Origin of the sequence: Egbenema bharatensis FJBBOT/2019 (genome assembly GCF_048077055.1) — a bacterium.
GTDB lineage: Bacteria > Cyanobacteriota > Cyanobacteriia > Elainellales > Elainellaceae > Egbenema > Egbenema bharatensis.
Genome location: NZ_CP182236.1, coordinates 3871720 through 3896572, shown reverse-complemented (window position 1 = coordinate 3896572; position 24853 = coordinate 3871720). Strand labels below are relative to the sequence as shown.

The 24853-nt window shown below is 47.0% G+C and carries 25 protein-coding genes and 1 pseudogene; 14 read left to right on the top strand and 12 right to left on the bottom strand.

The genetic code is table 11. From position 1 onward, the window contains the following. Positions 1 to 122: 122 nt before the first annotated feature. Positions 123 to 2147 (bottom strand): polysaccharide biosynthesis protein, encoded by a 2025-nt coding sequence (locus ACM1PF_RS18110; RefSeq protein WP_416665933.1) that lies wholly within the window; start codon positions 2145 to 2147, stop codon positions 123 to 125. Between the two features lie 1023 nt (positions 2148 to 3170). Between ACM1PF_RS18110 and ACM1PF_RS18105 the strand changes: the two genes are divergently transcribed. Both ACM1PF_RS18105 and glmM read left to right on the top strand, forming a co-directional pair. Continuing rightward, the gene (locus ACM1PF_RS18105) at positions 3171 to 3950 is read left to right on the top strand and encodes a PIG-L deacetylase family protein (RefSeq protein WP_416665930.1); all 780 of its coding nucleotides are present in this window, start codon (positions 3171 to 3173) and stop codon (positions 3948 to 3950) included. A 371-nt stretch (positions 3951 to 4321) separates the two neighbouring features. Then, positions 4322 to 5820 (top strand): annotated as a pseudogene (glmM, locus tag ACM1PF_RS18100) (phosphoglucosamine mutase). 13 nt (positions 5821 to 5833) lie between these two features. Here the strand turns inward: glmM and ACM1PF_RS18095 are convergent. Continuing rightward, complete coding sequence (locus ACM1PF_RS18095) at positions 5834 to 6610, bottom strand: cyclic nucleotide-binding domain-containing protein (protein WP_416665929.1); 777 nt, start codon at positions 6608 to 6610, stop codon at positions 5834 to 5836. 800 nt (positions 6611 to 7410) lie between these two features. Between ACM1PF_RS18095 and ACM1PF_RS18090 the strand changes: the two genes are divergently transcribed. Together ACM1PF_RS18090 and ACM1PF_RS18085 are read left to right on the top strand one after the other, a co-directional pair. Continuing rightward, positions 7411 to 8175, top strand: coding sequence for a peptidylprolyl isomerase (locus ACM1PF_RS18090; protein ID WP_416665927.1), 765 nt, complete (start codon positions 7411 to 7413; stop codon positions 8173 to 8175). Continuing rightward, positions 8176 to 8754 (top strand): YdcF family protein, encoded by a 579-nt coding sequence (locus ACM1PF_RS18085; RefSeq protein WP_416665925.1) that lies wholly within the window; start codon positions 8176 to 8178, stop codon positions 8752 to 8754. A 132-nt stretch (positions 8755 to 8886) separates the two neighbouring features. Here ACM1PF_RS18085 and ACM1PF_RS18080 read toward each other — a convergent pair whose 3' ends face one another. From ACM1PF_RS18080 to ACM1PF_RS18055, 6 genes are all read right to left on the bottom strand, one after another. Continuing rightward, on the bottom strand, positions 8887 to 9177 hold the full coding sequence (locus ACM1PF_RS18080) for a HetP family heterocyst commitment protein (RefSeq protein WP_416665923.1): 291 nt from the start codon (positions 9175 to 9177) through the stop codon (positions 8887 to 8889). A gap of 804 nt (positions 9178 to 9981) precedes the next feature. Beyond that, positions 9982 to 11553 carry an ABC transporter substrate-binding protein gene (locus tag ACM1PF_RS18075; protein WP_416665922.1) on the bottom strand — a complete coding sequence of 524 codons (1572 nt, stop codon included), beginning with the start codon at positions 11551 to 11553 and terminating at the stop codon, positions 9982 to 9984. Positions 11554 to 13345: 1792 nt separating this feature from the next. Beyond that, positions 13346 to 14971, bottom strand: coding sequence for a tubulin-like doman-containing protein (locus ACM1PF_RS18070; RefSeq protein WP_416665920.1), 1626 nt, complete (start codon positions 14969 to 14971; stop codon positions 13346 to 13348). 172 nt (positions 14972 to 15143) lie between these two features. Further along, positions 15144 to 15494 (bottom strand): DUF5615 family PIN-like protein, encoded by a 351-nt coding sequence (locus tag ACM1PF_RS18065; RefSeq protein ID WP_416665919.1) that lies wholly within the window; start codon positions 15492 to 15494, stop codon positions 15144 to 15146. Further along, on the bottom strand, positions 15495 to 15806 hold the full coding sequence (locus ACM1PF_RS18060; RefSeq protein ID WP_416665917.1) for a DUF433 domain-containing protein: 312 nt from the start codon (positions 15804 to 15806) through the stop codon (positions 15495 to 15497). 12 nt (positions 15807 to 15818) lie between these two features. Further along, entirely contained in the window at positions 15819 to 15938 is a 120-nt protein-coding gene (locus ACM1PF_RS18055) for a WD40 repeat domain-containing protein (protein ID WP_416665915.1), read from the bottom strand. A 154-nt stretch (positions 15939 to 16092) separates the two neighbouring features. On the opposite strand from ACM1PF_RS18055, the gene ACM1PF_RS18050 reads away from it, so the two are divergent. Continuing rightward, positions 16093 to 16563, top strand: coding sequence for a GNAT family N-acetyltransferase (locus tag ACM1PF_RS18050; RefSeq protein ID WP_416665913.1), 471 nt, complete (start codon positions 16093 to 16095; stop codon positions 16561 to 16563). Here the strand turns inward: ACM1PF_RS18050 and ACM1PF_RS18045 are convergent. From ACM1PF_RS18045 to ACM1PF_RS18035, 3 genes are all read right to left on the bottom strand, one after another. Beyond that, on the bottom strand, positions 16542 to 16784 hold the full coding sequence (locus ACM1PF_RS18045; protein WP_416665911.1) for an antitoxin: 243 nt from the start codon (positions 16782 to 16784) through the stop codon (positions 16542 to 16544). The genes ACM1PF_RS18050 and ACM1PF_RS18045 overlap by 22 nt on opposite strands. Positions 16785 to 16865: 81 nt before the next feature. Then, complete coding sequence (locus ACM1PF_RS18040) at positions 16866 to 17081, bottom strand: hypothetical protein (RefSeq protein ID WP_416665909.1); 216 nt, start codon at positions 17079 to 17081, stop codon at positions 16866 to 16868. A gap of 33 nt (positions 17082 to 17114) precedes the next feature. Next, complete coding sequence (locus ACM1PF_RS18035; RefSeq protein WP_416665908.1) at positions 17115 to 17375, bottom strand: DUF2283 domain-containing protein; 261 nt, start codon at positions 17373 to 17375, stop codon at positions 17115 to 17117. A gap of 54 nt (positions 17376 to 17429) precedes the next feature. On the opposite strand from ACM1PF_RS18035, the gene ACM1PF_RS18030 reads away from it, so the two are divergent. The 4 genes from ACM1PF_RS18030 to ACM1PF_RS18015 all read left to right on the top strand — a co-directional run bounded on the left by ACM1PF_RS18030 (position 17430) and on the right by ACM1PF_RS18015 (position 20872). Continuing rightward, positions 17430 to 17678, top strand: coding sequence for a CopG family ribbon-helix-helix protein (locus ACM1PF_RS18030; RefSeq protein ID WP_416665906.1), 249 nt, complete (start codon positions 17430 to 17432; stop codon positions 17676 to 17678). 114 nt (positions 17679 to 17792) lie between these two features. Further along, complete coding sequence (locus ACM1PF_RS18025; protein ID WP_416665905.1) at positions 17793 to 18641, top strand: hypothetical protein; 849 nt, start codon at positions 17793 to 17795, stop codon at positions 18639 to 18641. Further along, entirely contained in the window at positions 18634 to 19458 is an 825-nt protein-coding gene (locus ACM1PF_RS18020; RefSeq protein WP_416665903.1) for a pentapeptide repeat-containing protein, read from the top strand. The genes ACM1PF_RS18025 and ACM1PF_RS18020 overlap by 8 nt, the downstream gene beginning before the upstream one ends. A 439-nt stretch (positions 19459 to 19897) precedes the next feature. Then, positions 19898 to 20872, top strand: a complete 975-nt coding sequence (locus tag ACM1PF_RS18015; protein WP_416665901.1) for a reverse transcriptase domain-containing protein — start codon at positions 19898 to 19900, stop codon at positions 20870 to 20872. 159 nt (positions 20873 to 21031) lie between these two features. Here the strand turns inward: ACM1PF_RS18015 and ACM1PF_RS18010 are convergent, their stop codons facing one another. Further along, entirely contained in the window at positions 21032 to 21268 is a 237-nt protein-coding gene (locus tag ACM1PF_RS18010; protein ID WP_416665898.1) for a helix-turn-helix transcriptional regulator, read from the bottom strand. Positions 21269 to 21546: 278 nt separating this feature from the next. On the opposite strand from ACM1PF_RS18010, the gene ACM1PF_RS18005 reads away from it, so the two are divergent. The 5 genes from ACM1PF_RS18005 (at position 21547) to ACM1PF_RS17985 (ending at position 24787) form a co-directional block, all read left to right on the top strand. After that, on the top strand, positions 21547 to 21759 hold the full coding sequence (locus tag ACM1PF_RS18005) for a hypothetical protein (protein ID WP_416665896.1): 213 nt from the start codon (positions 21547 to 21549) through the stop codon (positions 21757 to 21759). Between the two features lie 138 nt (positions 21760 to 21897). Beyond that, positions 21898 to 22980 (top strand): 3-isopropylmalate dehydrogenase, encoded by a 1083-nt coding sequence (gene leuB / locus ACM1PF_RS18000; protein ID WP_416665894.1) that lies wholly within the window; start codon positions 21898 to 21900, stop codon positions 22978 to 22980. 93 nt (positions 22981 to 23073) lie between these two features. Then, entirely contained in the window at positions 23074 to 23352 is a 279-nt protein-coding gene (locus ACM1PF_RS17995) for a hypothetical protein (protein WP_416665892.1), read from the top strand. 68 nt (positions 23353 to 23420) lie between these two features. Beyond that, positions 23421 to 23903 (top strand): Lrp/AsnC family transcriptional regulator, encoded by a 483-nt coding sequence (locus ACM1PF_RS17990; RefSeq protein WP_416665890.1) that lies wholly within the window; start codon positions 23421 to 23423, stop codon positions 23901 to 23903. A 269-nt stretch (positions 23904 to 24172) separates the two neighbouring features. Further along, positions 24173 to 24787: a LysE/ArgO family amino acid transporter gene (locus ACM1PF_RS17985; RefSeq protein WP_416676715.1), complete on the top strand. Its 615-nt coding sequence runs from the start codon at positions 24173 to 24175 to the stop codon at positions 24785 to 24787. Positions 24788 to 24853 lie beyond the last annotated feature (66 nt).

Genomic DNA, 24853 nt, shown 5'->3' with positions numbered 1-24853 from the left:
GAACCAACGATTTTTATGAACAATCAGCGGCGAACAGAGCGAGCAGAATAGCAATGGATTGATGGAGCGTGTGCAATAGTGTATCGATCGCCAATCCAGGCTGTCATGCCATTTTGCCGAGCTTAACCGTTTGCCAGTCGGGGGGGTGGAGCACTGGACAAGTGGGGACTTGCAGCCTGCAAAATCGTTGGACTTGTTTCGGCTGCTGCCCTGGAACTTTCAGCCGGAAGCTTGATGCTTTCAGGCAACGTAAAAGGAACCGGAGATTGAGAATGATAACCAGGCACTAATTGCTTCAGGAAAAAGCGGATCAAATCTGGCTCATTCCGAACTGCCGCTTCGCAGAGGGCCTTCACCGTGGGATTGAGGTGTCCAGGAATAAAGCGACTTGCGTTTTTGACAATCACCAACTTGTCATGCTCAGTCGGTTCATACTGTTCACCCGGAATCAATAATTCCTCAAACAGTTTTTCGCCAGGTCGCAATCCCGTAAACACAATCTCAATATCTTTCCCCACTTCATAGCCCGAAAGCCGAATGATTTCTTTCGCTAAATCAACGATCTTGACGCATTGTCCCATATTCAACATCAGCACTTCGCCGCCTTTACTCACTACGGCTGCCTGAAGCACGAGCTGCACGGCTTCTGGAATCGTCATAAAGTAACGGGTAATTTCGGGATGGGTGACGGTGACAGGGCCTCCTGCCGCAATTTGTTGCTTAAAGGTTGGGATCACGCTGCCCCGGCTCCCTAAGACATTACCAAAGCGAACCACTACAAACCGCCGCTGGCTCACCCTTGCTGCCTGTAACACCAGCATTTCCGCTACTCGTTTGCTGGCTCCCATGATGTTTGTGGGATTCACTGCCTTGTCGGTCGATATCATCACAAAGGCTTCTACATTGAATCGTAAAGCCAGATCTACTAAATTCTTTGTTCCCTGAATGTTATTGGTAATGGCTTCAGGAGAATTCAGTTCCATCATGGGAACATGTTTGTGGGCGGCTGCATGAAACACAATATTCGGTCTAAACTGATCAAACACATACTCCAGACGATCGCAAAACCGGATATCGGCAATGTAAGCAGAAAGCCGGGGAGTCTGTTCTGGTAGAGGCTGTCCCAGCAAGGGCTGTTCCAGAAAATGATCACTTTCCTGAAACAGTTGAATCGTTCTCTCCAACTCTTGTTGAATCAGAAATACCGAATTTTCACCATGGCCCACCAGGGCAATCTCAGCCGGACAACATTTCAAAATCTGACGACAAAGCTCGCTGCCGATCGATCCGCCTGCGCCAGTCACTAAAACCCGTTTACCCTTGAGGAATGACAGGACTTGCTGCACATCCATCTGAATCGGTTCTCGCCGCAAAAGATCCTCAATCTGAATATCGCGCACATCACTTAAGCGAATTTGTCCGTTCAGAATGTGGTCGATTCCGGGTAGCGTACTGGTGGGCACCCCAACTGCATTACAAATTTCCAGGATTTCTCGCAGCACCTGACCTGGCAGGGAAGGGATCGCAATCACTACTTTGCGGATGTGGAGGGAGCGGACGTATTTGGGAATGGTATACCGATCGCCCACAACGGGAGTCTGGCAGATCTGGAGGTTTAACTTGGCGGGATCATCGTCAATAAACGCAACAGGATGAAACTGAAGGTGGGGATGGCGCTGCATTTCCCTCACCAGAGACACACCCGCATCACCAGCTCCCACCACCAGAACCCGATCGCGCCGATTAAAGCTACGACTGCGCTTCTGACACGATCGCTCGATGATTCTGACACTAAAGTGCAGCGAACTCACCAGCAGTACGCTGAGAATGCCATCCAGGATCGGTAATGAGCGCGGCAGGTTAGCGATCGCCCCCACCTGCCCCAGGTACAGTCCCGTAAATAACAGCGTTTGCAGCACGACGATCGACAAAGCCAAACCCGCCACTTGCTGTAATTCATCCGCATCGGCATAACGCCAGCAACGCTTATAGAAACCAAAGGCAAATAAGATCGCTAGCTTTACGATCAAGAATAGAAACGTAATCTGGATTAGACCCAAGCCATACTCTTGCCAGTCTACCTGTCCATCCAGGCGCAATTCCAAAGCAATGAGCGGAGAGACTAACAGGAGAAGGGTATCAATCATTAGAAAATGGCGATTTCTTAATCGAATTAAATAGTTTTTTAGTCTAATTAGCCCTCTCCAAAATTTCCGTTTCATTGAAGTTAACCTCAAAACAGAGTTTCAAAAATCTGGTTCTAATTTTTAGAGAACCAACCGTTGTTTAATACTTAGATTGCAGGAAAATCGATTGACAGCTCATGGACTGATTGACTGACAAATCTTTTTTGTAGGTTGGGTTGAGCATAGCGAAACCCAACAAGGGAGATAGTTTGCGTTGGGTTTCGTCCCTCAACCCAACCTACGAGAGAATCATGGTTTCAGGAGTTTTATCAGTCAACCAAGCTCATGGCACTAATGAAAGCTAAGAAGCAAACGAACGAATCTGTAGCGCAGGCAGCTTGCCTGCCAAAGGACGATCGCAACTTGTTTTCAGACTGAATTCTTCGCTTGACAGTACCGTTGATTGATGTTCGCCGATTGAATGATTGAATGATTGACTGCCATCAGTGCGATCGGAATTGAGAAAGTAGTTAGAAAAAATTCCCTATTTCGGATGCATTCCAATTTTGCATTTGCATGACCCATCTCTGACGGGCAGGCAAGCTGCCTGCGCTAATTAACACTATATTCAGTCCAGGAATGAATGGATTGCCAAAATGCCTCTCGTGCTGAAATGAGCCAGTTCTTGCGCTACACTCTGTATTTATAGGGGTTCGTCTATGGAACTGCTGGATGCTTGGTGGTTACTGCATTCCGCAGTTTTTGAAGGGTGTATCCCACTTTTGCATTTGCATGATGGATAGTTCACTGGCGGCAAGATGCCTGCGCTACGGAAATCGATCAATTTGCATAAATGGGATGCTCCCTTTTAAACTTCGTCTCTTCACTCTTGGTAAGAAATTCCAGTCAAACCAACCGTAGAAGGATATGTTATTCTTTCACTCCCTGAAACGATTCTTTCGTAACAATGTTCTAACTTACATCTACAGCCTGTATATACGCTGGGTTGTATGCCAGCCCATGCGGCTTAACCCAAAAACTGTTATGGTATTTGCGCCCCATCAGGACGATGAGACATTGGGTTGTGGTGGTTTGATTGCCCTCAAACGCCAGTGGGGAGTTCCCGTTTCGGTAGTATTTTTAACCGATGGGCATGCCTCCCCCGCTAGTTCTCAGCTTAACTCCCATGAAATTACTCGAATGCGTAAACAAGAAGCGATCGCAGCTCTGGATATCTTAGGAGTCGCAAGCAAAGAGATTCATTTCTTAGATCAGCCTGATCAGGGTTTACGCTATCTCTCCCAAGAACAACGCCGGAGTTTAGTCAAACAATTGGTGCAATTGTTAGAGCGATTCAAACCCGATGAGGTTTATGTTACCCATCAGTTTGATCTTCATCCTGACCATGAAGCTACGTTTGAACTAGTTAGAGCAGCCGTTACAAAAACCGAGCAGAAGATTGAATTATTTCAATATCCAATCTGGGCAATGTGGGCTCCCTGGAGAATTAAATCTCTGGCGAAGTCCCCCAGTTGTTACCGCCTACCGATCAAGGAAGGAATCGCAAAGAAAAGACTGGCTCTGAAAGCTTACCGCTCTCAATGGGAAGCTTTAGCCCCTGATGCAGACGTATCGCTACCGCCTGAGTTTTTAAGTCTATTTCTTTCCTCCCATGAAATTTTCTTTAAAGTCCAACCTGAAATCAATGCACCTGTACGTTTATCCAGACAAACGGAGCTAAAAACTGGATTTCTCGTCAGCATGGGAAAGAGAGACAAAGAGGAACGAGTGAGAACAGCAAATGCGAAGAATCGGTTCATCTGAGTGTCACAGATTGGCGTAAGGCAAATCTGAACGAGTTTTTGCACCTGAACACGGCTAATAGTGAATATAGTTGCTTTTGATCAATAGGCGTTTTGGCACACCACACTGACTCTATTGCCCTATTCTATGGTTTAAAGAAATCTTCTAATTCCCTACAGTTCAACTAAATCAATGCTGAAAGTTTAGAGGTTTGTGTTGGGTTAACCTCCATCAAGGCAAGCCGCGTTCCTTGATGGCCAATTCCATCGGTTTTGCTCAGGTCCTAACTCCATCCAATACACTTCACATTTTCATCCCTCTCAAACGCCGAACCAGGCGATCGCATGGCATTGAGATCATCTGGCAATTCATTAAATTAATTAACTACAGCAATGGAAAAAACACTTGCGGACGTTTCGCCTTTGAATCGATCGGTTGTCAGCATTGAGCCTCTCCTCTCCCCCCCGATCGGAGTCAGCATTGCTTTACCCCAATCCCCCCTATTTGGCACCGATGGCATTCGGGGCAAAGTGGGAGAACTGCTGACGGCCTCCCTGGCAATGCAAGTGGGTTATTGGGCCGGGCAGGTTCTACAGGCAAATTCCCTGCAACCTGGGCCAATCGTGATGGGGCAAGATTCCAGGAATTCAAGTGATCTTCTAGCTGCCGCTTTGCTGAAGGGGTTCACGGCGGCCGGCGTGGAAGTGTGGGATTTAGGGCTTTGCCCCACCCCTGCGGTGGCTTACCTGACCCGCATTTCCCAGGCAATGGGGGGAGTGATGATTTCCGCCAGCCACAACCCACCGGAGGACAACGGGATTAAATTGTTTGGTCAGGATGGCAGCAAGCTCTCCCAACCGATTCAGGCTCAAATTGAAACCGCCCTGCGACAGCCGATCGGCTTAACGGAAATTGCCTATACACCCCGCAGTTGTGCCTATTTCCGCCCAGAATTACTGGAGGATTATCTATTAGCCCTGCAAAAACCACTACAGGCAGAAGCCACGAGTGTTCTCCCGCTAGCCGGAATGCACATTGTTCTGGATCTCGCCTGGGGGGCAGCCGTTCACCTCGCACCTCGCGCCTTTCGCAGCCTGGGGCCCAAGTCACCTGCCTTCATGCCCAGGCAGATGGCAATCAGATCAACGTAAACTGCGGTTCAACCCATCTCGCACCGTTACAAGCAGCCGTTGTTGCGGCAGGGGCAGATTTGGGCTTTGCCTTCGATGGGGATGCCGATCGCGTCCTGGCGGTCGATCATCAGGGTCGCCCAGTCGATGGTGACTATCTCCTCTACTTCTGGGGGCAACAGTTACAGCAGCAGGGACTACTTCCGGGCAATCTAATTGTCTCTACCGTTATGTCTAACCTGGGGTTTGAACAGGCATGGCAGCGGCTGGGGGGAAACCTGATTCGGACTGCCGTGGGGGATCAACAGGTTTATGCTGAAATGGTGCGATCGGGGGCCATGCTGGGAGGAGAACAGTCGGGGCATCTTCTCTGCCGTCACTACGGCGTAACAGGTGATGGACTGACAACGGCTCTGCACCTGGCAGCTCTGGTACAGCAGTCTGGTTTACCGCTAGCAACACTGGTGAATCAAAGTTTTCAAACCTATCCCCAACAGCTACGCAACGTCATTATCGCCGATGAACGCAAACGCATGAACTGGCAAGATTGCGATGTTTTACAACAGGCGATCGATCGGGCAGAAACCAGCTTAGGAGATCAAGGTCGCATTCTGGTGCGGGCATCGGGAACAGAACCCGTGCTCCGAATCATGGTGGAGGCCGCAACGGAAGAACAGGTTTTGTTCTGGTTAAATGACCTGATGAAGATAGCTGAAAGACATCTGGGCGAACAGTATACACTTTTGAAGGGATTGAAGTGATGAAAGATGAAAATCAGCGTTGAAGCAAATTCAGAGTTTTCCAGGAGCCGAGGGGGAGGGTGTAAATGATTAAGTCTGTTTGGGCGACCCAACCCTCAGGAATTGCATCGGGATATCCCCAACCATCCCCAACCTCAGGAGCAGGAGCAGGATTCGATCGATTGAGAATTTGCCCAGCTCGTAGCCAGAAATATCCAGTATTGGGTAGAACCTGGGATAAATTTGCTCCCGCTTCAACTCGTTGTTCCACCAACTCAGGTAGGAGTGCATGTTTCAGGGTGTGAATGGGAAGCGATCGCTGTTGGGTAAAGCGTTTGAAAAAAATTAGGCGTTCCCGCTGTTGTACCCCCTGGCTTAAATAGGTTTGCAGTTGCGGAACCTGTTCTAATTGAACGCTCAACTGGCGGTAAGGAATGTGGACAAGACGACAAGAGCTGGTTGCAATCACCCAATAGGGCAAGGGCTGCTCACAAAACAGATGATCCGCCCCAAATACAGCCCCCGCCTCCAGTAAGTCGGCTGAAACGGGACGCTGAAGAGCAAGGTTTTGGCAAAGTAAACGCACCTGTCCTTCAAAAACAAGATAGCAACCTGATGCAGATGAGCGATCGCTGAGGGAATTTTCCGTTGATGAAGGAGTAAGATAAGAGAAAATTTCGTTTCCTAACTGAAAATCTTTGATCGAAGCAGGCTGAGTTTTGGCAACGAGAACGTTAGCAATTTGGGCTGATTTAAATGCGCTGAGAATGTCCGAGTTTTTGGAACTGCGACCGAAGGGTGGAGGTTGCATGCGTCCTAAACAATTTTGCTCTGCTTTCATTATTGTAGCCCCTTGGATTAAAAATCTAATTTAGAAAGTTATTTCATCCGTGCTGCATGGAGTGCCTATCTGAAAGCTCGCTAGAGTTTTTGGAATCCAAAACCCCTGACGGGCTTTTCGGATAGGGTCTAAGAAGGTGGAGGTTACTGGCAAAGGGCTAGAACAGACTAGAACAGGCTAGAACAGGCTAGAACAACTTGAACACCTCAAACCTGAACCAATAAAAATCCTTGAAGCCCGTTAAAAAATTTTATGTTTGGATAAAATTTCTAGCCTTTACTAAAAGCCTATCTTTTAGTGCGGGAAATACAGGTTAAGCCAGCCATAACTTCATCTTTTCTTTAAATAGAGAGAAGTATGATAATATTTCGGTAAATCCTATATTTTCCTGTCCCTAGGACTTTAGTTCACCTGTCTGAGATGACCTTTAGTTATTTTTGTACTGTTAAAGGGGTAAACATGAATACACTCAAAGTTACTCCTTAAGTAGCGTGTTTGTTAAGTTTGCCTCATATTAAAATATGCAAGGTAAGGATGAGATTTCACCTCACTTAGTAATATTTCTCAATGATTGAACATAGTTCAAACGCTAAAGAAAATGGATAAGACTATCAGTATTTTTTATGATACTGCGATTGGCCTTAATTCATTTGAGAAGAGATGCATAATACTTCTATTCCATGTTTCTTATAGAGATGCTCCTGCCTAAGAGGCGTAAGTCTCTTTGAGGTGCATCCAAGCTAAATACAGCGTTTAAAGAGATTTGTCTTATGGTAGACTTCTCGGCCATATCTCTTGAAAACCAGGAGGTGATTGATTTTCTAAGGCGAGATTTGCGCTTGAAGTCAATTTATCAAGAGATAATTTCTCAAAAAATTGTTAGTCAAGTTGCTCAGGAACAAGCTCTCAGCGTTACCGCAGAAGAAGTACAGGCGGAGCTAGATAAAATTCGTTATGAGAACTATTTTGAACATCCTGCACAGTTATTGGCATGGTTGGCAGAACAAATGTCAACCTTGAGCGATCTACAGCAGAGAATCTATGAACGATTGCTGTCTCAAAAGCTCGCCCGGCATCTATTTTCTGAAGCGGCTCAAAATTTTTTTTCTCAGCATAGAAGCGAGTTTGAGCAGGCATTGATTTATCGGATAAAAATACCGTATGAAAGCCTGGCTTACGAGGTTTTCTACCAGATTGAGGAAGAAGAACTTAACTTTTTTGAAGCAGCTCATCTTTACGATGCAAATGAAAGCCGCAGGCTCCAGTGCGGTTATGCTGGAAAACAGCAGCGAGGAGAAATTAGTCCAGAAATTGCTGAAAGATTGTTTAATGCTCAGATTGGGGAAGTGCTTGGACCATTTAAAAATGCTGACAATACCTATGAACTATTTCTGGTTGATGAAATTTTTCCTCCCACTCTAACTTCTACACTGTATGAAAGCCTTCTGAACCAGATGTTTCAAGAATGGATAGAAAATAGGCTAGATATTTATATATCCAGCCTTCGTCCATCACAAGATACTGAGCGTTCCTAAATGAAGCCAACTCAACGCGCAAAGTTTTGCAAGCCTCAGATCGCACTGTTGTTCGTTCTGTTTGCCCTGGGCAGTATCATTCCAATTCGCTTGGCGATCGCGCAACATCAAGCACCTGAACCGCAAGCTGTTCTGGTTTTAGAAGGCAGTCCGGAGCGGGTCAAGTTTGCAGCTCAATTCTCGCAAGCCTATCCCACTCTACCCGTTTGGATTTCGGGCAATCCTGGTGCGCTCACCTTTAACCAGGCTCTCTTTGAGCAGGTTGGCATTCCAGAACAACAAGTTCACTATGATTTTTGTGCGACTGATACAGTGACTAACTTTACGTGTAATGCCGATACCCTGGCAGCGCAAGGGATCCAGCATATTTACGTCATTACTTCTGACTATCATATGCCGAGATCCCTGGCAATTGCTGCGATCGTGTTGGGCAGTCGAGGCATTTTCGTGACCCCCATCTCTGTAACGTCTGGGCAATCCTCATCCGAGTCTCTGGTGAGGATTTTCCGTGACTGTGTGCGATCGATGGTTTGGGTTTTAACTGGGCGTACGGGTGCAGGTCTACGAGATTGGGTGTAGCTCAAGTTGGCAGTCCTGATGCATTACAGAGTATTACCACCCCCTTTCATACCACGCCATTCATTCGGCTTAAGGTAGCTGAGCCCCTGATTTGCTTGCTTTTTGGCGCGCAATATTCTGATACTGCTCCTCCTATTTCTGGCTTGCCTCCATCCTGGACATCCTGTACATTCCCTGAGGAAAGGTGGATGGGGTTGAGGACGGGATGCTGATGTTTTCAGAAGGTTGTTGTGAAATGGTTTCTTGGCTTTTCGGCTCGATCGTTTTGCTCCGCCGATTCTCTTTAATCAAACGTTTGTACGTTCGATAGGGAATGTAGTGGGCTGGATTATATCCGGCGAAGCGAAGGATCAAAACGCAAGCCCAGGAATATTTTCCTTCTACAATTGCTTTAACAATGCAATCAAACTGCTCAAGATCCATCACCTTAACGGTATCTTGACAAGATTGTTTGGAATCAAAACTGTTTTGTATCACGTTGGTTCTCCAGGGGCTTTTGAAGATTGTAAGTTTTGCAGTAATAGAGCCTTGTATGCAGATAGATTTAGCTGCATAACAGACTCAATCTGCACCGGTGAAATATTCTTTACTAAGCTAAAAAGTAGATAACAAACCGTTTGAGACTAGTAGACCTTGGCGTGAGTTTAGCGACCGTAGAGCGGGCATCCTGCCCGCGCAGGCTAGAAGCCTGCCCTACAGATGGTAGGCATATTCAAGCCGCAGTGTATTAGAACGCACTCCATACCATGCCACAATAATATTCCCCATATCGAGGTGAATATGGCTGTTGGTAGCTTTTCAAGTTCCTGTTATCCAATTGCTACTCTCATCAATTCTTAGACTTAATTAATCCTCTCAGGTGTTCAAATAAGTGTTTCTAAAACTACAGGCAACATTCAAGGGACAAATTGTGGATTTTTCTTCATTAAGAGCGATGCATTTGCAGCTACAGTTCTAAACCTATAACAGCAACTCATCATTGTTATTATCAAAGATAAGTGTAAGAAAGTTGTGAGGGAGCCAGGATAGTAAAAAAAGTTCACGGTATGGCCATTTTGTCAGGAGCAAGCCATGGCTTAAGCGACTTGATCCACGTTTTTAGCTATCTCTAGAGCAAGGCGAGGTAAGCGTCCCTCATCACCTTCAACAAGGAGAAATTCTGAGGGTTATAAGAAAGGGCAGGCAAGATGCCCACCCCACAAGAAAGAGGAAGTTGAATCAATGAGGCTATTGAATCGGAACGAAGTCGAACCCAGTGCCCGATCGATTGCCGGGTTGGACTCTGACCAGCAGAACCTTACTGTTGCGATCGCCCGATGGCAAAAAGCTGATTACGCCCGTTGTCCCATTCGCACTGAAGCCTGAGCCAGTCAAAGCACTATTGAGCTTGGTTCGTCCCTCAACGCCTACTTGTGGCGTAACGCTGGCACTGGAACGAGCCGATCGCAGGGTTTGCATGGCATCGTAGGCAAAAGCAGTTCGCCAGTTGACATCCCCTCCCCATAGGCTGCTGCTAGCCTGGATAAAGTTGGGATTGGCGCTGGCTAATGGATGCCAGGGAACGGACAGCACCGCATTGTTGAGGGCAGAGCCACCCTGACGGAGACTCTCGATCGTGTAAAAGGCATCTCCTGCCAGGATCGGTAAACGGTTTTGGTTCGCGCTAGCAACTGCGATTGCCTGGGTCAATGTTTCGGAATCGGGAAGTAGCACTATCACATCGGCATTATTGGCGAGCTGACTGGCCGCATTGCCTTCAGACAAATCCACCTGTTGAACGATTTGTCCCCCTTCTAAACCCAGGGTGGTGGAGAAAGCCTCCATCAGGGATTTGCTGTAGGAACTTTGGGAGTTGAAAAAGACGATCGCCCGATTTTTCCCTTCTGCTAGAGCGTGACGTGCCAGGGTCGTTCCGGTGAATTGATCGCTGGGAATCGTCCGAAACACAAAGTTGCCGCCTGCACCTCTGGGAACCTGGGCGAGTTCAGTGCTGGTGCTGGTGGGGGCAATCATCAGCAGTTGATTCTGCTGGTAAATCGGAGCTGCGGCGAGAGAAGTGCGGCTGGTGCCATGACCCACTACAGCAAGTACATGCTGATCCTGTACCAGGACATTGGCGATCGCTTCGGCACGGCTGGGATCATTGGCATCATCGGCAATCAGAACTTTGAAGGGAACTCCGGCTTGAACGGCTTCATCCTGAGCCTGGGCAATGCCTCGCAGCAGTTCACGGGCAGCGTTGAGATTCCCGCCCACGGGACTATCTGTGCCAATGGGAACCACTGCGGCGATCGTTAGCGTGGGGGAACTCCCCAACCGGGCATTGTTCAGATAGATCAGCGTTTCTGGATCATTGCGTAATGCCTGACGAGCTGCTTGAAATCGGGTTACAGCCGTCTGAAAATCACCAGAGGCAAAAGCTTGAACGCCAGCCTGTTTATCTGGATTGGAGGCATCGCTAATCAGGATACGATCGCCCTGACTCAGGTAGTTCGTGACATCGCTAACCGTCGCAGCAATCGCCTGACTTTCTGCCAAAACGGGTGCGGATTCGCCAGCGTTGGCAGTTGTGGCGGCAGGAACGGGGTCTGAACTTGCGGTAATCGATTGCGATCCCTTCAGGAAAAAGTAGCCTCCCCCTCCGAAGATGGCCAGGGTGGCTAATCCGGCTGCGATGAGGGGCAGAGGACTGCCACCTTTGCCTAACTTTTTGGCGCAAATCTCACACTTTTTGGCGGTAATGGGATTGCGATCGTGCCCACATTTGGGGCAAGTGACATAGTTAAATTCATTGACCATAGAAACCTCTGTACCCCTGGCGGGTGTTCAATCACGGGTTATTTGACGGCTAATTCTTCTCGGACATTGGCTTCGATCGTGGCGACCTGTTCGTTGGACAATCCCAGTTCTTCTTGTAGTTCGAGTAATTGGGATTGCTCATGCAGATCGATCTCTCCATCGTTTTCCAGGAAAGCGCGATACATTAAGCCAAACTCGTACACGGAATCCTGTGAATTCTGGGTTGAGGCATATTTCGCAGTCAGTTGAGTGAGTTGTTCCTGGGAAATGCCGTATTTCTGACGGAATTTTTCTAACAATTCCAGTTCGGTTTTGGAGGGGGTGCCGTGACGGTAGCAGGTTTCCACCAGCTTGGCGAACTTTTCAAAGTTGTCGCTGAGTCCGATCGTCGAAGATGAAACCGCAGGGCTGGTTGGCATTCCGACTGGGGCAGGACTGGAACCGTTTGTCCCTGAACCGTTTATCCCTGAACCGTTTGTCCCTGAAATATACAGCCCGTGGGTCTTCACGTAATCCGCGATCGCCGCTTCCACTTTCTGGTACTCTGGATTATCCTTACCGCCAGGAGTCGCTGCTTCCACATGGCTGCGGTAGCCCATCAACATCTGGTAAAGAGCTTGTTTGTCTGCCTTAGAGACTGCTTTTTCACCGATCGCCCGAATCGCATCATCCAGGATGTCGTTGATCTTGCGATTTTGATCCATCAGCAAAAATTCTGCCGCTTCGTACCAGTCTGCTCCCATCACCTGAGTTTTGTCCAGACCGGTCTGCTTATCCTGGTAGAAGAATTTCACCTCATGGAACCCATCCATCCGGTTTTCTTCCTGCTTCACCAGGTTCATCGCTTTGGCCAGAATCAGATTGTGGCGAGTTTTTACTTCCGTGTGAGTAGGCGGCATCAGGTCTTTGAATTGACGCGAATTGCGGTGGGTGTGGAGGGAGTTCTCCTTTTGTTTTTGGGTGATCGAACGGTAGATCGTTCGCATCTTTGCCATCCCTTCAATTAGCCGCAGGGGAAATGCTCCAACTTCCTGGACAAAGTAGATGTGATGGGGATCGTTGAGGGGACGAATTTCCTTGTCAGTGATGGTGCTGGTTTTCCGCAACATCGGCAAAATCACTTTAACTGCCGGATCGGTCGGGCTAGACCCCCCCTGAATGCCCACCAGCTTTTGATACTTCTCTGGCTTATCTGACCAGCCCAGATTCTTTTGATCGGGACTGAACCGCAGGAAGGGCTCGCTCTTTTCAAAGGTGGTTTTAATCTGCGCTTCTTGCTGTTCCAGGGTGGGATACTGCTCCAGGAATTTCCGGGCGGTGGAAATGTCCATCTGCGCGCCGTTCTGAAAGGTGTCGATCGTCTGGTTCAGTAGGCGATCGTATAAGTCTCGAATTCGCAGCGTATCGAACCGATAGAAATCGAACAGTCTCACGTCCAACTCATCCAATATTTTCTGGCTGAGAGTTTGACAAACAATATCTTCTTTCCCGTCCAGGGTGCGGCTGTAGATTTGGCTGATCTCTTTCTCGTCATAGAGCATAATGCCATTCACAGACAGGGTGCCCGTTTCTCGAACAAAGGTTTGTTCTTTGTCGTTCAGTTGAGCTTGCAGGGTTTCCAAAACGCGATCGAATCCCGTCAAATCCACCAGCAGTTGATCGATTTCTTCCCGCAGCCCATCCAGCAGCATTACCCCCAGCGTCCGCGCCTTGACTTCCACCTTAGAGATATAGATTGACTCCAACGCCTGCATAGTTTTCAGGAAATCTTCCTCAATCACGTTCTTACGATTCACCAGCAGGAACTGCTTGGCATGGTCATCGATTTGTTTAAGTTGAGATTGCAGCGTGTTTTGCGCCGATCGCTCCCTGGGCAACCAGTACTTCTGACGGTCTTGATCAAACCGACTGCGGTAGTCGGCAAACACATCCAGCAACACTTCCAGAAATTGCCGCGTGAACTTCGGCCCCGGAACCGATCTTCTACCATCTTGTAGACGGTTTCTCGTAGCTCCTGCCGCTTCTGGGGAATCAGCCATTGCAGGTTATCCCACATTTTCTGGAAGTAATCACTCCACCGCTTTGGATCCGTGCCGTTGTCGTTAAAGTGAGGCGCAAATTTCTCCTGTTCGTTGGAGATGAACCGTTGCAGATTCTCGAAGGGAATATTCAGATCATTGCGGCGTTTGCGAATTCCCGCTACCCAGTCAGCCACTTCCTTGCTGTAGGGCTTTTTGTTGTCGCCCATGCTGATGCCGTCGATGATCTGGTGATCATGCTCAGACTCCGCCAAAAATAACCCCGGCAAAATTTCGGTCTTGATCAAATCCGACATTGCGGAAGGAGCCGGAGTCGAATTGCCCCACCAGTTCACCAGGCTACCGGCTAACCGGGCTGAACAGGCATTCAACACCCGTTCGATCGGAAACTGAATGCTGGACAGACCAAAACTCATAAAGTTCTGGGGATAGCCCAACCCATCGGGACTCGACCAATGTTTCTGCACATTATCCCGTACCAATTTTTTATACTGGCTGAATCCTGAACTGAAGTCTAAAAAGACGTTCTGCGCTACCATTTCCAGAACGGAATTCAGCGTCGGGAATGTGACTTTATCGTTACTATTCCCGACCAGATAGCAGAAGTTAAAGGGAACATCTCGCCCACTCTGAGTGGTAATTCGATCGGAGGCACTGCCGCTATACTGGCTTTCAAATTGCGTATCGTTACGAGAATAGTGGTTCAGTTCCATTAAGGCAGAATAGGCATTGGCAATGACGCGATCGCCCAACCCAGAAAAGGCTCCCGGCAGAACTAAGAAGGCTGAGGTTTGAGGCATTTCCGCCGGAGGAACCCAGTCCCGCAGGTTGTAAGCCAGGTCTAAAACCATGCCTGAGCCTGTACCGCCGGATAGGGAGCAGATCACAAAAATGTTAATTCCCTTATCAAGCTGAACTTTCCACTTGTCCAGCATCAACTTTTCGTGACCAACAATGCGACCCTTAGCAAGGTTAAATTTACTTTTTACGTCCTGGTAATTGATCGTAAATGCCAGTTTACCTAACGCTCGAATTTGCCCTGCTCCTGCCAAAATCGAATCGGTTCCCTTTAAGTCTTTAGGAAACCATTCTTCCAGATACTCGTAGGAAGATAATCGGTTTAATATCGCTTTGGCATCTTCTACCTTTGCCCAAACCTGTTCCACCGGATGAAGAGAAATATCCTGCTTGAGTACTACTTCTGGTTCCGAGGTTTTCGCGTTCTGTTCTGTATCAATGTGAAGAAATGAAACAATTGGTAATGCATCTAAGGAGCCGTACTGCTCGACAATCATGCGGCGAACTTTCAGCAAAACCTCTTTCCCTGTGCCCCCTAATCCCACGATTACGGTAGGGGTCATCCCAGTATATTCACTCATTGCAAAGGCACCATCCTATGGGTCTATGGCTAGGATGCCCAGGTGCAATGGAAACTAACGTCAGTAAAACTACAAATTTAGGGGCGATCGAGCTGAAGTTTACTGCAAATTCATTGAGATTCTCTAAAGTACGGCCCTCACCGCTGCAAGGGGGACTGTTATTGCTTTACCTTCACTTGAAAGGGACGTACTCCACTGTATTCATCCATTCATCAGGTTCTGAAGCTTTGGCAATCAGTTCCAAGTCTCTGACGAACTGACCAATTGTGCCTCCAAGTTGATGACCGAAGATCAGTCCAGAAAACTGTTTTCCTTCTACCTGCCAGGTTTCAGCTAAAACACGAAATCGAATGTCTTGGGTAAAAAGAACCCGATTAAGCTGAGTCACCCTTAACAAAAGCTGATCGTCAGGGAGTTCTTGGGCTTCATCATCAAACGCTGACAATACATCTACACCCCGACGACGCAACTGATCAGTAATAGCTTGAGGAATGTGAACATCCATATACAAAGCAATAGCCACTTACAGCAGCCCTTTAGCTTTCATTCGCGTGTAGAAAGGTGACTGAGCTGCTTGCGTCATCCCTGCTTGCACTTGCTCCCATTCCTGATTAATTTCCTGGTCGATTTCTTCCTGATGGTCAAAGTAGTAGCCCATTGCCGCATGAGCTTCGGCTGGTTTTAAGTAAAGGTGCTGTCGGCATATTTCCTCCACAGACCAACCATAGGCAAGATAATCCATGACAATCTGTGCGACTCGAACCCGTGGTAATCGCTGTAATCTTGCAGGTTGATTCTCTGGTTTCTCGATATGTGGGTAACTCAGGGCTAGCATACTACTTCATTTTTACCTGGCTCGTTGCCATATCCTTATAGTGTAGTCTCTGCTGCCGCTAGCAAGTAATTTTCCGTCAGGGCTAAAGCGAATAGACATCACAGATTGGTCATGTCCTGAGCATTCCCTCAACTACAGTGGGGAGTATCCCAGTATAGTCACTCAAAGTTTACTGCAAATTCATTGAGATTCTCTAAAGTACGGCCCTCACCGCTGCAAGATTTCGTAAGATGCAGGAGAATACCCACGAAAATTGTCTAGACAATGGGGTAACACCTCAGCGATCATGTCTCCTCACCCTGCTCTACCGGATAACTGCACTGTGCGTCCAGCCCAACCCACCGATCGCTGGAGGCTTCGGAAAATGGTGTTTGGAGCCAGGCTTGATCCGACTCAGATTCTCTGGCATCAGTTTTGGGTGATTGAGTGTGATGGGGAGGTGGTGGCCTGTGGGCAACTTCGGAATTATGCAGAGGCACAGGAATTGGGCAGTTTGGTGGTGAATTCTGCCTGGCGAAACCGGGGTTTGGGAACCTATCTGTCTTTACATTTGATTCAGCAGGCGGAAAAACCGCTGTACCTGGAATGTTTGGGGGATTCCCTTGTGCAGTTTTATCGGCGTTTGGGGTTTACCCCGGTGGAATGGCAAGCCTTACCCCGATCGTTGAAATGGAAGTTTGGCTTGACTCAGGTAGCTGCAACGCTGTTTCGATTGCCGATCGCCCTTATGCAGTATCAGCCTAAATTAGAGCCGTAGTTCATTTGGCTGTCCAGGGGTGGTTGTTCTCTAGTTGCCATAAAATCGTTAGAGAATTGCTCTAAGCTCTCAAAGAGCGATTGCCAGGGATTGTCCTTGGCAATAAGGACGATCGCATTCCCGACTTTTTTAATGTAAACTTCAGTGCCCGCCATTTTGAAGTCCTCAGGTAGTATCACAATTTGGTGATTGCCATCAGTGCTAATTTTGGCGGTGTTCATGGTGCAAGATCCTCCAGGGGTAGTTGATGTTCAATGCTTCTAGCTACTGGCAATTAGGTCTTTTCAAAACTCTTTCTGAATTCAACCTTCATGCTTTTCTTGCAAAATTCTGAAGATTGCCTCTCGGCTAACGGGTTCTGTGTCTTCTCCCTCTTCGATCGCCTTTACCAAAGCGATATCTTCCATTGCTTCAACAATTATTTCAGTGAAGACCTCTTTTTGCTCTTGTAGAATTTCTACGATCGCGGTTTTGAGCAGGTCTTTGAGTTGGTTGGTATCCAGTGCTGTTTCTGACATGATGTGGCTTGGCTCTAACAAATTGGCAGTGGGTTACTTAAATTTTACTGCCTCAAGGTTTTCTCCTGGCTTGGTTGGTGACAAAAGATACTCTATCGTTCTCTGTATGGGCTGTGTTTTTATGGCGATGACTTTTCCTTCGCTGTCGTAGTCCAAAATGAGATCGTCGGTAATGGCATCGGTGGCGGCGATCGGTTTAGAGGTGAGTTCGATCGTTAGTGTGTCGGTACTAGAGGAATCTTGAATTCTCATCTTAGTGCTGTCCCCCTGGCTTGCTGCCTGAAATGTGTACATTGTGTACAATGAATTCATCCAGAACATCTGTTTGCTAACGATTCAGAGGCTTTTATGGCGCAAAGCGAAACTGTCACTATCCGCCTTCCTGCCGCGATCAAAGCAAAGCTGGAGGCACTGGCGGTTAGCACTAACCGCAGTAAGTCTTGGCTGGCAGCGCAGGCGATCGCTGCCTATGTTGAAGAGCATTCCTGGCAGATTCAGCAAATTGAAGAAGCGGTGGCATTGGCAGAGAGCGATCGGGCAGTATGGGTTGAGGGGGCTGAGGTGGATGAATGGCTTTCTTCCAATTATCGATCGTGATGGCGACGACTTTGCCTTCCTCGTCGTAGTCTAGGATGAGATCGTTGAGCGAGAGAAGTTTCCGCTTATAATTGGATATATTTTGCATTGAGAGCCAATCCCTTTGTTTTGAGAATGTTTCATCCTACCTCTTTCTCTTTTGATCAGCAGTTTGAAGTTGATGAGAAATTTCCCGATTGCGTAAACGTTAGATTAAGACTAAAGCCAGTTTACGAAAAAAACCCTTTGCAAAAAATTTTATCACTTATTGGTCTTCCAATCAACAAAAACGAACTAAAAGACTTTGAGTTATATTTGACTATTAATTTTAATGAAAAATGGGAAGAAGTGAAATTTGGCCCATTTAGCGGCCAAATTAAATTTGGCATAAAGCAAGGAAAGCTAAAGCTCAAACTAGAAAGGTGCAAAGCTCCAATTGACTGTCGTGAACTAATGGGTAGTTTATCAATTCAAACTAGAAAAGAAATAGAAAACCAAAGCAGTGCCGGATTAAGTAAAGGATTTAGCTTATCTATCCCCTTTTCTATGTCTAAAGATAATTCTGTCGGGGAGTTAAGTTCGGAAACAAATTCAACAAAACTCTTTAGAGAAAAGTCTGAAGTTGTTCAGCACAGAGTGACTGGTGGCGGAGAAGATTATGCTCCATTCTGGTCTTTTGAAGATACGGATTCTTTTAATTCAAGCCCTCTGAAAGGAATGATGAAAAACACTAAGTTGTGTAACATAACCTCGGAGGATGAGAATATTTATATAGAAGCTTTTTTTTGTGTGGAAGATGTTCTTCGTGGAGTATGTATAACTGATATTAAAGGATTAATAAAGGGCTTACTTCTTGCCGGCATAGACGAAATTGACAAGAAAAAATTTGCACATATTGAGAGACGTATTTTGCAATGTATTTTAGAGCCTAAGCTAAACCCCTATTTAAGCCACTTGAAGCTAAATATTAAAAAATATGAATAAGCAATTTGATCCAGAAGAATTTGCTAATTTAATTACAGAGATTATGGAAGCGGAAACGGACAGCTTCTCCGAACTTGCAAAGATTTCTGGACTAAGCCTACGAGATTTTGCAGGTGTTGATCTCAGCAATGAAGATTTAAGCGGTGATGATTTAAGTAACGCCAATTTCAGTAGAGCTGATCTTCGTAACGTCAACTTTACTGATGCCAATCTTAGAGACGCTAACCTACGAAATGCTGACTTGAGAGGCAGCAAACTCATCAATGCAAACCTTGTAAATGCTGATTTACGTTACGCTGATTTACGTGGTGCAGATCTCACATGTGCAAAGATTGATGGAGCAAGGTTAGAAAATGCAAAGTTGAGTTATGAGCAGTTAAATCAATTTCGCAAAGTTGTCAAAGTTAAGCAGAAGTCAGCGCTAGGTCAGGTAAGTCAATTTAAGTACATCGAATTAAACAGAAAAGCAGCATTACTGAAGCGGATAGGAAACCCAAAGGCAGCATTACTTCTTTATCAGGAATCACTTCGCTTGAAAAGGGATGACTACATAACTTGGAGTCAATATGGCGATGTTTTAGATGAGGTGGGTTCCTATAGAAAGGCTTTAGCTTCCTACAATCAAGCAATTAAGTATAAATCAAACGATTATATTCTCTGGAGCAAAAGGGGCGGAATCTTAGAAAAGCTGGGTTTGTATCAGGCAGCACTGGATTCCTATAAAAACGCACTTCAAATCAATCCCGCTTACAGAGCTGCAGCATATCATCGCAGACGAATATTTCAGAAGGTGAATAATTGCTGTGCTGAGAGTTGACATTTAGACTTCAGATTAGTCATGATATTAAATTGAGCAACCGTAGATATGTGTATTGATTTCCGTTGTTGATACTGCGACGGTGTACATCAAAGGTTACTTTATGCCTTCTCAGCAGTTGTGTTGCTGCTGTGTGTGCAGTAAGCGAGAATACTTCTACGGTTGCTTTTTAAGTCATAGATCTCAGATAATAAAGATTTGGTGTAGTAATTTGCGCTTTTTTATAAGGGTTTGGGCAAGTAGATTACGTGACCTTTTATTCATCTTCTTAGAGAAGCTATGGAATTTTCAGCTTTTCAGCACTAGATCTCTCTTAATACCTAAGAGAAAACGCGTTGATGTAGGGGGAGATTACTCTAATCAAATCCTTGATAGTAGCTGTGAAAGTCTACATAAACAGTTTTATTCTCTTCAAAATTCAAGGGATGTAGCAAGGCTATTGGCTGTCCGCTACGATTATTTCATTTATCGATTGTATAAGATTCCACATACTGATCAGTATACTTCATTTGATATCCCCAAAAAAAATGGCGGTAGTAGAACAATACTTGCTCCTTCTTCCACTCTAAAAATTTTGCAAAGAAAGTTGAGCCAAGTTCTATATTGTGTTTATAGAGTTAAACCTTCAGTTCATGGTTATGCTCCCCAGAAAAATATAGTCACAAATGCACATGTTCACTCCAATAAACGTTATGTACTCAATTTAGATCTAAAAAATTTCTTCGGATCAATCAACTTTGGACGTGTTCGAGGAATGTTCATGGCAAAGCCGTACAACTTAAATGCTGAAGTTGCGACTGTTCTGGCACAAATTTGTTGCCACAACAATCAACTACCTCAAGGTGCTCCAACTTCACCTATTGTATCCAATATGCTTTGTGCGAAGCTAGATAGCCAATTACAGCAACTCGCCAAAAAGTATAGTTGTACATACACAAGGTATGCTGATGACATCACTTTCTCTACTACTCTTCCTAAATTTCCTCATCAGCTAGCATCAACTATTTCAGACGAAGATAAAGACCAACTTGTCATAGGCGAGGCACTAGCAGCAGTTATTGAGAGTAATGGCTTTGAAGTAAATTATGAAAAAATTAGGTTGCAAGATTCAAAAAATCGTCAAAGAGTTACAGGCTTAACAGTTAATAAGTTTCCTAATGTCGATCGACGTTATGTAAGACAAATTCGAGCTATGTTGCATTCGTGGGAGAAGTATGGACTGGATAATGCTGAAAGTTATTATGAAGCTTATTACTCATCCGAAGAAGCTAACTTTCCAGGCAAGGACACTCCGTCTTATAAACAAGTGGTTTTAGGAAGAATCAATTTTCTTGGCATGGTAAGAGGAAAAAATGACTTATTGTATAAAAAATACTTAGAAAAATATAAGTATTTGGCTAAACGAAGTCTTTAACTAACGCTTTTCTGACTTCGTAATAGATCTTCAGTATTACGCTTCACTACTTACACTCCGCTGTCAGCCGATCGCACATCATCTAGCAACTCATCCAGCGTCACCCCTAATGCTCGACGCAGAATTTGTTAGGGATCGATCGCCACTTCGCCTCGTCACTCAAGCTTTAGGTGGCGCAAAATCATCCGGCATATCATCCAGATTCCACTGCAATAACCGACATAACGCCTTCACCTCACGGGGAGTCATCTTTGGCTCATAGATTCCCGTTTCCCAATTGCTGATCGTCTGCACGGTCTTATTAAGAGCCAACGCAACATCTCGCTGGGTCAAACCCAACGCTTCCCTTCGTTGCTTAAGTAGGGATTCCCCTTCCTGCTGCCGTTTTTCCACCATCAATTACAAGCAAGCTTATACAATTAGGCTTGACGATCGATTTCAAGTCTGCTTATATAAGAGTTATAGGATATAGAACGAAATTGCCCTGAGAGCAGCCGCTAAACTGCCCTGAGAGTCATTTGTTCTTATTTAGTTTCTCACTATTCCACCCCATTACAGCTACCTAAACCCGATCGCGCCATCAGGTTAACCTCGATCGCCTGTTTTGCGTCCCCATCGGGTCAAATTTTCCATGCTCACTTTGCCGCGACGAAACCCGATCGCCTCAATTTGCCATGCCCAAAATTAGCCCAATCTCATCCAATTACCACGATCGCCTGCATCCCTGGTGCATCATCTGCTGCCTACCCAACGCCCAAACCCTAATCATCCAACGCTTCCGTCGTCGCAACGATGCAGAAGCCCACCTGCGCGTCTTGCAACACATGAATCCCGCGATCGCCTATGAGATTATCTTTGATGCTTCCAGTCCACCAGCAGAAGAATAAAAGTTATTCATAGACTTCGATCGACGGGAACTGCCGATCGTCTTTGAATGACATCTTGCTCGCTGATTCAAGATGGCCCCTTTTTCCCATAAGATAGTGAGTTGCTGATTATTTTTCTCAACATAACTCCCCTGAACCATGACAAAGCACTACCGCATCACATTATTACCCGGCGATGGCATTGGCCCAGAAATCATCACCGTTGCCGTTTCAGTGCTGAAGCGGGTAGGGGAACAGTTGGATATCCAGTTTGAATTTAAAGAGGCACTGGTGGGTGGAGCCGCGATCGATGCTACCGGCAATCCCCTACCCGATGCCACCCTGGACACCTGTAAAGATAGCGATGCTGTGTTGCTCGCTGCGATCGGTGGGTACAAGTGGGATACCTTGCCCAGCCACCAGCGTCCAGAGCAGGGTTTGCTGGGGTTACGGGCAGGCCTGGGACTATTTGCGAATTTGCGTCCCGCCAAGATTTTGCCCCAACTGATTGATGCCTCGACCCTGAAGCGGGAAGTGGTGGAAGGCGTAGATATTATGGTCGTGCGCGAACTCACAGGGGGGATTTACTTTGGGCAACCCAAAGGCATTTTTGCTGGAGAGAACGGCGAAAAACGCGGGGTTAACACGATGGTGTACGCCGAAAGCGAAGTAGAGCGGATTGGACGAGTCGCCTTCGACATTGCCCGGAAGCGCGGCAAACGGCTTTGCTCCGTTGATAAGTCCAACGTCCTGGACGTTTCGCAACTCTGGCGCGATCGCATGACGCGGCTGTCCGAAGAATACGCCGACGTGGAACTGTCCCATCTCTATGTCGATAATGCTGCCATGCAACTGGTGCGCTATCCCAAACAATTCGACACGATCGTCACCGGAAACTTGTTTGGAGACATTCTTTCCGACGAAGCCGCCATGTTGACCGGTAGTATCGGCATGTTGCCCTCCGCCAGTTTAGGCGCATCGGGCCCCGGCGTATTTGAACCCGTGCATGGCTCTGCCCCAGATATCGCTGGACAGGACAAAGCCAACCCGCTCGCCCAGGTGCTGAGTGCCGCCATGATGCTGAAGTACGGGTTAGACGAACCGGAAGCGGCCGATCGCCTGGAGCAAGCCGTAATGCAGGTGTTGGATGAGGGCTACCGTACGGGCGATATTATGTCTCCTGGCATGAAGGCAGTGGGTTGTCAGGCGATGGGCGAAGCACTTTTAGCGGCATTAGGCTAGAAATCGGTAAATTCTTGTAAAAATTCTTTTATCTCTTGTCGTAGGAAAATAAATGGTCTAGAGTCTAGCAGTGAGAACTTGAAAAAACCACATATGGTATATTCCTCTAAAACTGAAGCTAGACCTGCGACCGAATCAACCCCTGTTGAACCCATGCATTTTTCCGCCCTGCTTGATCCCGCCATCTTGCAGGCGGCCCGCCATATTTACCGCACCTACTTTGAAGTCCATCCAGACGAAGTGCAGCGGCCGATCGGCATTGCCATCGATCGGTATAGCTATCGCGGCAAGCTAATTTTCGGGCAAAAACCAATCCTGTTACCCAAGGAGTGTTTCATTCCATTGAGCCAGATCGAATCTGGCTTACTTTAATTGGAATAATGGCTTGTCTGCTTAATAAAAATAAGCTAAGGTTGGCATAGGCTTTCAAAATAAAGTTTATGTCCCTTGACGAGATAGATATTAAGGTAATGCAAGTTCTCATGACGCAGGGGCGGATGACCTGGTCTGAGCTGGCATCTACTTTAGGACTGTCGGCTCCTGCCACAGCCGATCGGGTCCGGCGATTAGAAGAACGGGGTGTGATTCAGGGCTATGCGGCGTTGATTGATGCCGAATCCGTCGGTTGCGACCTGACTGCTTTCATTACTGTCAGTCTTGCTCACCCCGATCAACGATCGGACTTTCTAGAAAAAATCCAGTCCCTACCCGAAATCCAGGAATGTCATCACGTTACAGGTGAAGATGACTACTGGATGAAAGTCCGCTGCCGCAATACCAAAGATTTAGAACGCCTGATCAGCGACGAACTCAAAGGCTGCCTCGGCTATCTCAAAACCCGCACCACGATCGCCCTTTCCACAGTGAAGGAGACGGTAATACTGCCGATCGAGAAAGGCGGAGCGAGGAAGGAGGAAGCATGAAGCATGAAGCATGAAGCATGAAGCATGAAGCATACTTGATTTGCTGATTTCTACTCTGCTGACTGGGCAGGCAAGCATACTTGATTTGCTGATTTTTACTCTGCTGACTGGGCAGGCAAGATGCCTGCGCTCCGGATCTTCAATCCTTGTACGGGCGCATTGCGATGCGCCCCTCCCTCCCTCCCCCCTCCCCCCTCCTCAGTCCTCAGTCCTCAGTCCTCAGTCCTCAGTCCTCAGTCCTCCCTCCCCCCTCCCCCCTCCTCCCTCCCATGTCCCTCCCCTTCTTCCTCCAAGGCCTCATCATCGGCTTTTCGATCGCCGTTCCAGTTGGCCCGATTGGGATTCTGTGTATTCGTCGCACTTTAAGTGATGGGCAATTCATTGGTTTGTTGTCCGGCTTAGGAGCTGCGACCGCAGATGCGATCTATGGCTGTATTGCTGGGTTTGGACTGACCTTTGTTTCAGGACTATTGACGAGCCATGTGGGATGGTTTCGCGTCATCGGTGGACTGTTTCTTTGCTACCTGGGAGTTAGAACCGCGCTGGCGAAACCCTCCGAGACAGCCGCAACGGCCCAGGGTCGGGGATGGCTGGGAGCGTATTTATCTACCCTCTTTCTAACTTTGACCAATCCAGCCACGATTTTGTCCTTTATTGCCGTGTTTGCTGGGTTAGGATTAGCGACGGCAGGTGGGAACTATGGGGCAGCAGTTTTGCTAGTGAGTGGCGTATTTCTGGGTTCTGCGCTATGGTGGCTGCTGCTGAGTAGTGGGGTGGGGCTATTTCGATCGCGGCTGACTCCCAAACATTTAAAGTGGCTGAACCGAATTTCTGGTGCAATCTTGCTGGGATTTGGCATAATTGCCCTCAGTCCGGTTGGATGAATTGGTTTCAATTCGTTAATTGAGTGTGTCAGTTTTAGGTTTTTAAATTAAGCATTTGCCTGTGGT